Origin of the sequence: Bacillus sp. B.PNR1 (assembly GCF_030386235.1) — a bacterium.
Taxonomy (GTDB): domain Bacteria; phylum Bacillota; class Bacilli; order Bacillales; family Bacillaceae; genus Bacillus; species Bacillus stercoris.
Map to the genome: position 1 here is coordinate 204,530 of NZ_JANYMN010000004.1, position 12,612 is coordinate 217,141.

The 12,612-nt window shown below is 46.8% G+C and carries 12 protein-coding genes; 5 read left to right on the forward strand and 7 right to left on the reverse strand.

Going from position 1 to position 12,612, the window contains the following annotated elements:
• Positions 1-79: 79 nt before the first annotated feature.
• Positions 80-1,636 (reverse strand): ABC-F family ATP-binding cassette domain-containing protein, encoded by a 1,557-nt coding sequence (locus tag NZD81_RS19770; RefSeq protein WP_014663168.1) that lies wholly within the window; start codon positions 1,634-1,636, stop codon positions 80-82.
• A gap of 174 nt (positions 1,637-1,810) precedes the next feature.
• Here NZD81_RS19770 and NZD81_RS19775 point away from each other — a divergent pair, with 174 nt between their 5' ends.
• Positions 1,811-2,941, forward strand: a complete 1,131-nt coding sequence (locus tag NZD81_RS19775) for a DEAD/DEAH box helicase (protein WP_069149154.1) — start codon at positions 1,811-1,813, stop codon at positions 2,939-2,941.
• A 69-nt stretch (positions 2,942-3,010) separates the two neighbouring features.
• Positions 3,011-3,457, forward strand: coding sequence for a GNAT family N-acetyltransferase (locus tag NZD81_RS19780; RefSeq protein WP_136655015.1), 447 nt, complete (start codon positions 3,011-3,013; stop codon positions 3,455-3,457).
• Positions 3,458-3,504: 47 nt separating this feature from the next.
• On the opposite strand, the gene NZD81_RS19785 is transcribed toward NZD81_RS19780, so the two are convergent.
• The 6 genes from NZD81_RS19785 to NZD81_RS19810 all read right to left on the reverse strand — a co-directional run bounded on the left by NZD81_RS19785 (position 3,505) and on the right by NZD81_RS19810 (position 8,938).
• Positions 3,505-4,524: an NADP-dependent oxidoreductase gene (locus tag NZD81_RS19785; RefSeq protein WP_136655016.1), complete on the reverse strand. Its 1,020-nt coding sequence runs from the start codon at positions 4,522-4,524 to the stop codon at positions 3,505-3,507.
• Between the two features lie 104 nt (positions 4,525-4,628).
• The gene (gene yfmF, locus NZD81_RS19790; RefSeq protein ID WP_069839993.1) at positions 4,629-5,429 is read right to left on the reverse strand and encodes a Fe(3+)-citrate ABC transporter ATP-binding protein YfmF; all 801 of its coding nucleotides are present in this window, start codon (positions 5,427-5,429) and stop codon (positions 4,629-4,631) included.
• Positions 5,430-5,441: 12 nt separating this feature from the next.
• The gene (gene yfmE / locus NZD81_RS19795) at positions 5,442-6,443 is read right to left on the reverse strand and encodes a Fe(3+)-citrate ABC transporter permease YfmE (protein WP_136655017.1); all 1,002 of its coding nucleotides are present in this window, start codon (positions 6,441-6,443) and stop codon (positions 5,442-5,444) included.
• Positions 6,440-7,441, reverse strand: coding sequence for a Fe(3+) dicitrate ABC transporter permease FecD (fecD, locus tag NZD81_RS19800; protein WP_282374075.1), 1,002 nt, complete (start codon positions 7,439-7,441; stop codon positions 6,440-6,442). Before fecD ends, yfmE begins: the two co-directional genes overlap by 4 nt.
• A 72-nt stretch (positions 7,442-7,513) precedes the next feature.
• Positions 7,514-8,461 (reverse strand): Fe(3+)-citrate ABC transporter substrate-binding protein YfmC, encoded by a 948-nt coding sequence (yfmC, locus tag NZD81_RS19805; RefSeq protein WP_289861091.1) that lies wholly within the window; start codon positions 8,459-8,461, stop codon positions 7,514-7,516.
• Positions 8,462-8,569: 108 nt separating this feature from the next.
• Positions 8,570-8,938, reverse strand: a complete 369-nt coding sequence (locus tag NZD81_RS19810) for a DUF3212 family protein (RefSeq protein WP_069149158.1) — start codon at positions 8,936-8,938, stop codon at positions 8,570-8,572.
• A 243-nt stretch (positions 8,939-9,181) separates the two neighbouring features.
• Between NZD81_RS19810 and NZD81_RS19815 the strand changes: the two genes are divergently transcribed.
• The 3 genes from NZD81_RS19815 (at position 9,182) to NZD81_RS19825 (ending at position 12,548) form a co-directional block, all read left to right on the forward strand.
• The gene (locus tag NZD81_RS19815) at positions 9,182-9,529 is read left to right on the forward strand and encodes a YflT domain-containing protein (RefSeq protein WP_014663177.1); all 348 of its coding nucleotides are present in this window, start codon (positions 9,182-9,184) and stop codon (positions 9,527-9,529) included.
• 193 nt (positions 9,530-9,722) lie between these two features.
• Entirely contained in the window at positions 9,723-10,985 is a 1,263-nt protein-coding gene (locus NZD81_RS19820; protein ID WP_040083849.1) for a pectate lyase, read from the forward strand.
• 126 nt (positions 10,986-11,111) lie between these two features.
• Positions 11,112-12,548, forward strand: coding sequence for an anion permease (locus tag NZD81_RS19825; RefSeq protein ID WP_040083848.1), 1,437 nt, complete (start codon positions 11,112-11,114; stop codon positions 12,546-12,548).
• Positions 12,549-12,612 lie beyond the last annotated feature (64 nt).

Below are 12,612 nucleotides of genomic sequence, written 5' to 3' on the forward strand. Positions count from 1 at the left end.
AAGACAGAGAGCTTTTGAGAATCGTTCAGAAAAAATGGCAGTAAAAAACCCGCCCTTCAGCAGGCGGGTTTTCTTCGGTTTAAAGCACTTTCGTTGTCCAAGACTCGCAGTTCCATGTTTCTGTCGCGATATCCATATAAAACTCTGGCTCGTGGGAAATAAGCAGAATCGAGCCTTTGTATTCTTTGAGGGCGCGCTTGAGCTCTTCCTTGGCATCGACATCCAAGTGGTTTGTCGGCTCATCGAGCACCAGCAGGTTTGTTTCCGAATTGATTAGCTTGCACAATCTGACTTTCGCTTTTTCGCCTCCGCTTAATACGGAGACGCGGCTTTCGATATGCTTTGTCGTCAGTCCGCATTTTGCCAGTGCGGCACGGATTTCATACTGCGTATAAGAAGGGAATTCGCTCCATACCTCTTCAATGCACGTATTGTTGTTTGTTTCCTTGACCTCTTGCTCGAAATAGCCGGTATAGATGTGCTCGCCGCGTTCAACCGAACCTTCGAGCGGCTGGATCTCGCCAAGTAAACTTTTCAGCAACGTCGTTTTTCCGATCCCATTCGCGCCGTAAAGGGCGATTTTTTGGCCGCGCTCCATGCGGAGGTTGAGCGGACGGGACAGCGGGGAATCGTAACCGATCACGAGATCCTTCGTTTCAAAAATCAGCTTGCCTGACGTTCTCGCCGGCTTGAAGTGGAATTCCGGCTTTGGCTTTTCTGCCGCAAGCTCGATCATATCCATCTTATCGAGTTTCTTTTGGCGGGACATCGCCATGTTTCTCGTGCTGACACGCGCTTTGTTGCGGGCAACGAAATCCTTCAGCTCTGCGACTTCCTGCTGCTGCTTTTTGTAGGCCGCTTCAAGCTGCTGTTTCTTCACCTCGTAGACTTCCATAAACTGATGGTAGTCGCCGACATAGCGTGTCAGCTCTTGATTTTCAACGTGATAAATCAGGTTGATGACGCTATTTAAGAACGGAATATCGTGGGAAATCAGGATGAACGCGTTCTCGTATTCCTGCAAGTAGCGTTTCAGCCATTCAATATGCTGTTCATCAAGATAGTTGGTCGGCTCATCGAGAAGCAGAATTTCCGGCTTTTCAAGGAGAAGCTTAGCGAGAAGGACCTTTGTGCGCTGTCCGCCGCTCAAATCGGTGACATCACGCTCTAAACCGATATCACTCAAGCCGAGGCCGCGAGCGATTTCTTCCACTTTGGAATCAATAACATAAAAATCATTGTTTGTCAGCGCGTCTTGAATGACGCCGACTTCTTCAAGCAGCTTCTCGAGCTCGTCGGGATCAGCTTCACCCATTTTGTTGTAAATCTCGTTCATTTCCTCTTCCATCGCAAATAAATAATGGAACGCGTCTTTCAGGACGTCACGAATGGATTTTCCTTTTTCAAGCACGGTATGCTGGTCAAGATAGCCGACACGGACATTTTTTGACCACTCGACTTTTCCCTCATCAGGTTCAAGCTTTCCGGTAATAATATTCATGAAGGTTGATTTTCCTTCACCGTTTGCGCCGATCAGCCCGACGTGCTCGCCTTTTAACAGGCGGAAGGAAACGTTATTAAAAATGGCCCGGTCCCCGAAGCCGTGGCTTAAATCCTTTACAGATAAAATACTCATGTTTACACCTCTATCGTTTATCAAACACGCTCAATCGGCGTGTAATATTCACCCTTTTGATTATAAAGGAGGATTCGGAATGTTGAAAGGTATAGGAAAGAAAAAGAAAAATTGCGTTCCGGGCGAGGTTTTGAGATACTATGGAGTAGATTTCAGGAATTGAGGAGAACGAAAATGACGCAAACTTGGCCATTTTTACATAATGCACAATCATTTATACAAGAGAATTGGAATGCTTCCAGCTTTCAAAAGCCAACTCCTGTACAGGAGCAGGCTGCCCAGCTGATCATGGACGGAAAGGATGTCATCGCGGAATCGCCGACAGGCACAGGGAAGACGCTGGCGTATGCGCTGCCGGTCTTGGAGCGGATCAAGCCGGACCAGAAGCATCCGCAGGCAGTCATTTTAGCGCCTTCGCGTGAGCTGGTCATGCAGATTTTTCAAGTGATTCAGGATTGGAAAGCGGGCTCTGAGCTGCGCGCCGCTTCCTTAATCGGCGGGGCGAATGTGAAGAAGCAGGTTGAAAAGCTGAAAAAACACCCGCATATCATCGTCGGCACGCCGGGCAGGGTATTTGAACTGATTAAAGCAAAAAAACTCAAAATGCATGAAGTGAAAACGATCGTGCTTGATGAAACGGATCAGCTCGTCCTGCCGGAGCATCGCGAAACGATTAAGCAAATCATTAAGACAACATTGAGAGACCGCCAGCTTCTTTGTTTCTCAGCCACCCTCAAAAAGGAAACAGAGGACGTGCTCCGCGAATTGGCGCAAGAGCCTGAGGTGTTGAAGGTGCAGCGAAGCAAGACGGAAGCTGGGAAAGTGAAGCATCAATATCTCATTTGCGACCAGCGTGACAAAGTAAAACTGCTGCAAAAGCTGTCAAGGCTTGAAGGCATGCAGGCGCTCGTATTTGTGAGAGATATCGGCAACCTGAGCGTATATGCCGAAAAGCTGGCATATCACCACGTTGAACTCGGCGTTTTGCACAGCGAAGCGAAAAAAATGGAGCGGGCTAAAATCATTGCCGCATTCGAAGACGGAGAGTTCCCGCTTTTATTGGCGACTGACATTGCCGCACGCGGCTTAGACATTGAAAACCTGCCATACGTGATTCATGCTGATATTCCTGATGAAGATGGCTATGTCCACAGATCAGGACGAACAGGCCGGGCCGGAAAAGAAGGCAACGTGCTGAGCCTTGTGACAAAATTGGAGGAATCAAAGCTGAAAAAAACGGCGAAGAAGCTTGGTGTTGAGCTGAGTGAAGCTGTGTATGCAGGCGGAAAACTGAAGACGAAATAAAAAGGAGGGCGAAAAGCCCTTCTTTTTTGTTGTAAAATAATAGAAAAGGTTTCGCTCGGAGGTGGGAAGATGGCTTCAATAGACAGGTTTCAAGCAGTGAAAGAGCCAGAGCTTAAAATCCTTGAACACTGGTTTGAAAATGAGGATACCAGGCGGAGAATGGATGGGATGCTGCCATTAGATGAGTGGTATGCACGAGTAAATAAAGATGAACACGATACCGTCATCATGGCGTATGATGGGCAGCTGCCGGCAGGAATGGCCGTTATTGAGTTCGGGGAGGAGCGGACGTATATTGGATTGGTCGTCAATCCTTTGTACCGGCTTCAAGGGTACGGGAAACGGATATTACAAAAGCTGCTGACCGAACCTGATTTTACTAAAGTGCGGGAATGGGTGGCATGCATCGAAGAAGACAATCGAAGCAGTTTAGCCTGCTTTCAAGCAGCGGGGTTCATTTTGGAGGATACGAAACCAGATGAAGATGGTTTTCTTACGCTGATTTTTCGCAGCTGACCTCAATAAACACAAAAGGAGGGCAAAAAGCCCTCCCGTTTTCATCTTCAGCTCGGGTCGCTGACCTTGATCAGCTGTTTCCCTTTATTTTCTCCCTTAAATAAGCCGAGAAACGCGTCAGGAATATTTTCGAAGCCTTCTATGATGGTTTCCTCGTAATGGAGTTTACCAGCCTTCAGCCATTCGGCCAGCTGTTTTGCTCCCTCAGGAAAACGCTCGGAGTAGTCGCTGACGATAAAGCCTTGCATCAGCGACTTGGTTTTAATCAGCTTTGATTGGACACGCGGGCCCATGTCATCTGCTTCGCTTTCTGCATTGTAGGAAGAAATGGCGCCGCACACCGGAATGCGGGCAAATTCATTGAGCAGATTCATGACCGCGTCTGAAATCGGTCCGCCGACATTGTCAAAATACACATCGACACCGTCAGGACATGCGTCTTGAAGCGCTTTTTGGATATCATCCGCTGTTTTGTAATTGATGGCTTCGTCAAACTGAAGCTTCTGTTTTAAATAGTCGATTTTTTCATCAGAGCCCGCGATACCGACAACTCGCGCGCCTTTGATTTTGGCAATTTGCCCGACTGTTGAACCGACGGCTCCCGCAGCTCCGGAGACAACCACGGTTTCTCCTTCCTTCGGGCGCCCGATGTCCAGCAATCCGAAGTATGCCGTCAAGCCGGTCATTCCCAAAATGCCTAGATAGGCAGAAGCGGGAGCGAGGCTTGTATCAATTTTTCGCAAGGCAGACTCGCTTACCGCGGAACATTCCTGCCAGCTGAGGTTTCCAATGACGATATCGCCTTTTTTCAGATGATTCCCGTCTGACACAACTTCAGCGATAACCCCGCCAGAGAGCGCTTCATTTAAAGCGAATGGCTCAACATATGACTTCGTATCCTGCATACGGCCGCGCATATAGGGGTCAACCGATATATATAGCGTTTTGACAAGCACTTCCCCTTGCTTCGGTTCAGGAACCGGAACGGTTTCAAAGCGAAAGTCTTCATGAACAGGAACACCTTGCGGACGTCTTGCTAATTGAATTTGCTGCTGAGATGCTGTCATTTTCATCCTCCTATCACTTGATTGACACCACTGTAACATGGACAGGAGAGGAAATACAAAAGGTAAGCTGGCAAAATAAAAAGGAGAGGATCTACCTCTCCTTTTCATTTCGCCCGCAATTTCGGACATAGTCCCGTCGGCAGGCACATTGGCTTCTGGTCGATCGGGCTTCTCATGATGCAGCATTCCAAGCCGAAGACTTCACGGAAAAATGGCTGGGTAAATACATCTTCCGGCGTTCCGGCATTATATATTTTTCCGTCCAGCACACTGATCAGATAGTCAGCATATTGAGCGGCTTGGTTTAAATCATGGAGCACCATGACAATGGTGCGGCCATGATCGCGGTTCAGCTTTTTCAGCAGCTCAAGCACTTCAATTTGATGTGAAATGTCTAAGTACGTGGTCGGCTCATCAAGCAAAAGCAAATCGGTTCCTTGCGCAAGTGCCATGGAAATCCAAGCTCTTTGTCTTTGGCCGCCTGAGAGGGCGTCCAGCGTCCGCTCCTTCAGCTCGATCATTCCCGTTGCGTTCAGCGCCCACTCTACCATGTCGTGATCCTCTTGCGTATGCTTGGATAACAGCTTTTTGTGAGGATGTCTGCCAAAATAGCATAATTCCTCTACCGTCAATCCTTCAGGAGCCTGAGGAGATTGTGGAAGAATGGCCAGTTTTTTTGCGACTTCTTTTGATGGCTGGCGGTGGATGTCTTTTCCTTCTAGTAGCACTGTACCGCTTTTCGGGGCCATCAGCCTGGCGAGCGATTTGAGGATTGTTGATTTACCGCAGCCATTGGCGCCGATGAGCGCAGTGATTTTTCCTTCTTCTATCTTTAAGTCGACTCCGTCAATAATCACTGTGCTGTCATATGAAAGAGTGAGCTGGTCTGCAGCCAGTTTTCCCATGGTATCCTCTCCCTACTGTTTCCTCGCTTCGAATTTCAATAAATATAAGAAATAAGGCGCGCCAATCACGGCAGTCAGTATTCCGGCAGGTATTTCAACCGGAGGCATGAGGCCGCGCCCTAGAGTATCTGCAATTACTAATATAATAGCACCAATCAATGCCGATGCAGGCAGTAAATATTTAGCTTTTTCTCCGGCAAGCCGTCTGGCAATATGCGGAGCAAGCAAGCCGATAAAACCGATTGAGCCGACGACGGCTACACAGCTTCCCGCCAGCGCAACCGCGGTGAAAATCAGGATGAATCTCAGCCGGTTTGCGTTTTCTCCGAGACCCTGCGCAAGCTCATCACCGAGTGACATAAGATCCAGCTTCGGTATGAGAATGCAGACGATCGGAAAAAGAATCAAAAGCCATGGCGCAAGCAGCTTGACTTCTTCCCAGTTTCTTCCCCAGAGGCTGCCTGTCAGCCAAATGAGTGCAGCATTCACGTCGCCCGGAAACTTGACCATCATATATTGCATTCCGGCGTGGCAGACCGCGCCTAAGGCAATGCCTGATAAAGCCAGTGAAGAGGGCTGAATGCTCTTTTTTCGGGCTATCATTAACAATAGTACAGCAATAATGGCTGCTCCGGCAAATGCGGAGAACGGAAGCACGTATACCGGCGACTCAGGAAAGATGAGAATCACAGCCATCGCCGCAAGTCCAGACCCTTTTGAAATGCCGACAACGTCCGGGGAAGCGAGCGGATTTCGGATCACGCCCTGTAAAATCGCTCCGGCAGCGGCGAGACCTGCACCGGCCAGAATCGCTAAGATAATGCGGGGAAGCCGATATTGCTGGATGATAAATTCAAAGGAATGATCCAGACCCAGCAAATTCGTCACCACCGCCTCAGGTGAAATGTATAATGCACCGATTCCGATGCTGATGACGGACAGAACGATCAAAATCACGGCCAATATGAGTATCGCCAGCAAGGGGCGTTTTTGTTTTCTGGTTGTTTTCTTCATTTCAGGTGTCGCCCTTTCCTTGCCAAATATAAGAAAAACGGCGTTCCGATAATCGCGGTGACAATGCCGACCGGTGATTCATAAGGAAATGCAATCCATCTGGCCAGAACATCTGCGTACACCAGCAAAATGGCACCGAACAGTGCCGAAAACGGAAGCACGTATTGATAATGTTCTCCGATCAGCTTGCGGACAATATGCGGGACGAGCAGCCCGACAAAGCCAATCGGCCCGGCGACGGCTACGGAAGCGCCGGAAAGGATTAAAATAATCAAACTGATCAGAATCCGGATGCCGTTCATATTTTGTCCAAGCCCTTTTGCTGTTTCGTCTCCGAGACCGAGAACGGAAATAGAACCGGAAAATACGAGAGCAAGCCCGATGCCAATGACAGAAAACGGAGCGATGGTCAAGACGTCCTGCCAGTTGCTGCCGTCGATTGCGCCTGTCATCCAGTACAGAACATCCTCACCTGACTCATTTAAAATAATGATGGCCTGTGTCATGGAGGAGAGGAAAAAGTGCACGGCCATTCCTGACAGCGCCAGTTTGACAGGTGTCATGCCGCCGGATGAGGCAATCATATACACAATCGCGCCGCCTGCCGCCGCACCCGCAAAAGCGAAAAGAACAGAAGAATAGGGCGATGCCGGCAGAATGACGAGAGAAGCAACGACAAAAAGCGATGCACCCGCATTCACACCGAAAATTTGGGGTGAAGCCAGAGGGTTTCTCGTCATAGCCTGCATCAGCGCCCCTGCTACAGCTAGGCTGGCGCCGACAAAAACGCCGATTAATGTGCGGGGAAGGCGAAGAGTAGAGATGATGAGCTGTTCCTTTGAACCGTCCCATACAAAAAGATATTTCAATGAATCTATGATGCCGATGTCTGAGGCTCCTACTGAAAGATTCAGCCCAAGCCCAAATATAAAAATGATCAGTGCAATGATGAACATCATCAGTCTTGATGATGAGCGCCGTTTGGCTGAATGATACAACAGTCTCACTTCCTTACTGCGTCTGGTTGCAAAAACGAAGAAGCAAGGATTTCCCCTCGCTTCTCATTTGTCCTATTTATTATACACTTTTTTAAGCACATCTTTGGCGCTTGTTTCACTAGACTTGATGCCTCTGAATCTTGTCCAGATGTCACGGTCCGCATCATAGACTTGTCCATTTTTCACCGCTTTGAGATTTTTCCAGAGCGGGTTCGTTTTCCACTCGTCTACAATGGTCTTGCCTTCGTTGGCTGAGATGAACAAAATATCAGGATCGATTTTGCTCAATTGCTCGAGGCTGACCTCTTGATAGGCGTTATCTGACTTCACAGCGTGTGTAAAGCCGAGCATTTTAAAGATTTCTCCGTCATAGGATGATGATGTATGAAGCTGGAAGGAATCCGCTCTTGCAACGCCGAGAACGATGTTGCGGTTTTCATCTTTCGGAAGTTCGGCTTTCAGGCCGTTGATGACTTTTTTGTGATCGGAAAGCTTTTCTTTTCCTTCATCTTCTTTATTTAATGCTTTTGCAATGGTTGTAAAGCTGTCGATTGTTTCGTCATATGTCGCTTCACGGCTTTTTAATTCAATCGTCGGGGCGATTTGTTTCAGCTGTTTATAAATGTTTTTATGGCGTTCAGCGTCAGCGATGATTAAATCAGGCTTCAAGGAACTGATGACCTCAAGATTCGGTTCGCTGCGTGTGCCTACAGATGTGTAATCAATGGAGCTGCCGACAAGCTTTTTAATCATATCTTTTTTGTTGTCATCGGCGATGCCCACCGGCGTAATGCCGAGATTGTGAACGGCATCCAAGAATGAAAGCTCAAGCACAACCACCCGCTTAGGTGTGCCGCTTATTGTCGTTTTTCCTTCTTCGTCATGGATCACTCTGGAATCCTTAGACTTGCTTCCGCTGCTTCCGTTGTTATTCTGGCTTGATGAACAGCCGGATACAATGAGGCAGGCGAGCAATAAAACACTCATGATGGCAATCAACTTGTTAGAATAGGTGCGCATGTCATTCTTCCTTTTTTTAGTTTTAGTAATGAGAATCATTATCACATGTAACACTATAATAGCATGGCTTATCATGTCAATATTTTTTTAGTAAAGAAAGCCGCTTTTTCACTGCTTTCTCATAAAAGCATCATCAGATACAAATAAGTGGTATGCAGCGTTACCGTGTCTTCGAGACAAAAACGCATGGGCATTGGCTTTAGAGGTTTCGAACATCTCAGCAGTGACATAAGGGAGGAGAGTGTTGAGATAACCGGACAATTTCATTTCTATTTCGTCCGCAAGCGCAAACTCAATATCGCCGATATTCATAATAATCGAGAAAACAAAGTCGATATCGATATCAAAATGCTCCTCGGCAAAAACTGCAAGCTCGTGAATTCCTGGCGAACATCCGGCACGCTTATGGAAAATCTGTTTGACTAAATCACTTACAATCCAAGCATTGTATTGCTGTTCTGGTGAAAAATATTGCATTAGACATACCTCCTGCTCGTACGGATAAAGGCAGCAATTCATGGTCGTGTGCTCCGTGCAGCGGCTTCTCTTAGATTTTGACTTTTCTGAAAATGGGTCCCGGTCCTATCACTTTACCATGGACGGAAAATAAATAGCTACTACCATTCTTCCTGTTTTTCTCTTCAATGTTCTGGAATCTGTTTCAGGTACAGACGAACGGGTATGAAAGAAATATAGAAAACAAGAAGGAGGAATATCGAAATGAAACCAGTTGTAAAAGAGTATACAAATGACGAACAGCTCATGAAGGATGTAGAGGAATTACAGCAAATGGGTGTGGCGAAAGAGGATGTATACGTCTTAGCTCACGACGATGACAGAACGGAACGCCTGGCAGACAACACGAATGCCAACACGATCGGAGCCAAAGAAACAGGTTTGAAGCACGCGGTAGGAAATATCTTCAATAAAAAAGGAGACGAGCTCCGCAATAAAATTCACGAAATCGGTTTTTCTGAAGATGAAGCCGCTCAATTTGAAAAACGCTTAGATGAAGGAAAAGTGCTTCTCTTTGTGACAGATAACGAAAAAGTGAAAGCTTGGGCATAAAGCAGGGGAAAAAAACCAAAGGGCCAATGGCGGCCTTTTGGTTTTTTTGCGGTCTTTGCGGCGGATCTTCTGCAGAATGCCGCAATAAGATAGCGGAACATTTTCGGTTCTGGATGTCCCTCAATTTGCTATTATATTTTTGTGAGAAATTGGAATAAAATCTCACAAAACAGAAAATGGGGGTACATAGTGAATGAAAAAAGTGATGTTAGCTACGGCTCTGTTTTTAGGGTTGACTCCAGCTGGCGCGAACGCAGCTGATTTAGGCCACCAGACGTTAGGATCAAATGATGGCTGGGGCGCCTACTCAACCGGTACGACAGGCGGATCAAAAGCGTCATCTTCGAATGTGTATACCGTCAGCAACAGAAACCAGCTTGTCTCGGCATTAGGGAAGGATACCAACACAACACCAAAAATCATTTATATCAAGGGAACGATTGACATGAACGTAGATGACAATCTGAAGCCGCTTGGCCTAAATGACTATAAAGATCCGGAGTACGATTTGGACAAATATTTGAAAGCCTATGATCCTAGCACGTGGGGCAAAAAAGAGCCGTCGGGCACACAAGAAGAAGCGAGAGCACGCTCTCAAAAAAACCAAAAAGCACGGGTCATGGTGGATATTCCTGCAAACACGACAATCGTCGGTTCAGGGACTAACGCCAAAGTCGTGGGCGGAAATTTCCAAATCAAGAGTGATAACGTCATTATCCGCAACATTGAATTCCAGGATGCCTATGATTATTTTCCGCAATGGGATCCGACTGACGGAAGCTCAGGGAACTGGAACTCACAATACGACAACATCACGATAAACGGCGGCACGCACATTTGGATCGATCACTGTACGTTTAACGACGGCTCGCGTCCGGACAGCACATCACCGAAATATTATGGAAGAAAATATCAGCACCATGACGGCCAAACGGATGCTTCCAACGGTGCTAACTATATTACGATGTCTTACAACTATTATCACGATCATGATAAAAGCTCCATCTTCGGATCGAGTGACAGCAAAACCTCTGATGACGGCAAATTAAAAATTACGCTGCATCATAACCTCTATAAAAATATTGTCCAGCGCGCGCCGAGAGTCCGCTTCGGGCAAGTGCACGTGTACAACAACTATTATGAAGGAAGCACAAGCTCTTCAAGTTATCCTTTCAGTTACGCGTGGGGAATCGGAAAGTCTTCTAAAATCTATGCCCAAAACAATGTCATTGACGTACCGGGACTGTCAGCTGCTAAAACGATCAGCGTGTTCAGCGGGGGAACGGCTTTATATGACTCAGGCACATTGCTGAACGGCGCACAGATCAACGCATCGGCTGCAAACGGGCTGAGCTCTTCTGTCGGCTGGACGCCGTCTCTGCATGGATCGATTGATGCTTCTGCTAATGTGAAATCGAATGTTATAAATCAAGCGGGTGCGGGTAAATTAAATTAAGAAAGTGAAAAACACAAAGGATGCTAACCTTTGTGTTTTTTAATTAATTAAAATGTTTATTAACTTAGTTAAGGAGTAGAATGGAAAAGGGGATCGGAAAACAAGTATATAGGAGGAGACCTATTTATGGCTTCAGAAAAAGACGCAGGAAAACAGTCAGCAGTAAAGCTTGTTCCATTGCTTATTACTGTCGCTGTGGGACTAATCATCTGGTTTATTCCCGCTCCGTCCGGACTTGAACCTAAAGCTTGGCATTTGTTTGCGATTTTTGTCGCGACAATTATCGGCTTTATCTCCAAGCCCTTGCCAATGGGTGCAATTGCAATTTTTGCATTGGCGGTTACTGCACTAACTGGAACACTATCCATTGAGGATACATTAAGCGGATTCGGGAATAAGACCATTTGGCTTATCGTGATCGCATTCTTTATTTCCCGGGGATTTATCAAAACCGGGCTCGGTGCGAGAATTTCGTATGTATTCGTTCAGAAATTCGGGAAAAAAACCCTTGGACTTTCTTATTCACTGCTGTTCAGTGATTTAATACTTTCACCTGCCATCCCAAGTAATACGGCGCGTGCAGGAGGCATTATATTTCCTATTATCAGATCATTATCCGAAACATTCGGATCAAGCCCGGCAAATGGAACAGAGAGAAAAATCGGTGCATTCTTATTAAAAACCGGCTTTCAGGGGAACCTGATCACATCTGCTATGTTCCTGACAGCGATGGCGGCGAACCCGCTGATTGCCAAACTGGCCCATGATGTCGCAGGGGTGGACTTAACATGGACAAGCTGGGCAATTGCCGCGATTGTACCGGGACTTGTAAGCTTAATCATCACGCCGCTTGTGATTTACAAACTGTACCCGCCGGAAATTAAAGAAACACCGGATGCAGCGAAAATCGCAACAGAAAAACTGAAAGAAATGGGACCGTTCAAAAAATCAGAACTTTCCATGGTTATTGTATTTCTTTTAGTGCTTGTGCTGTGGATTTTTGGCGGCAGCTTCAACATCGACGCAACCACAACCGCATTGATCGGTTTGGCCGTTCTCTTATTATCACAGGTTCTGACTTGGGATGATATCAAAAAGGAACAGGGCGCTTGGGATACGCTCACTTGGTTTGCGGCGCTTGTCATGCTGGCCAACTTCCTGAATGAATTAGGCATGGTGTCTTGGTTCAGTAACGCCATGAAATCCTCAGTATCAGGATTCTCTTGGATTGTAGCATTCTTAATCCTAATTGTTGTGTATTTCTATTCACACTATTTCTTTGCGAGTGCGACAGCACACATTAGTGCGATGTATTCTGCATTTTTGGCTGTGGTCGTGGCAGCGGGCGCACCGCCGCTTTTAGCAGCGCTGAGTCTCGCGTTCTTCAGCAACCTGTTTGGATCAACGACCCACTACGGTTCTGGAGCGGCCCCGGTCTTCTTCGGAGCAGGCTATATCCCGCAAGGCAAATGGTGGTCCATCGGATTTATCCTGTCGATTGTTCATATCATCGTATGGCTTGTGATCGGCGGATTATGGTGGAAAGTACTAGGAATATGGTAGAAAGAAAAAGGCAGACGCGGTCTGCCTTTTTTTTATTTTCACTCCTTCGCAAGAAAACGGATTT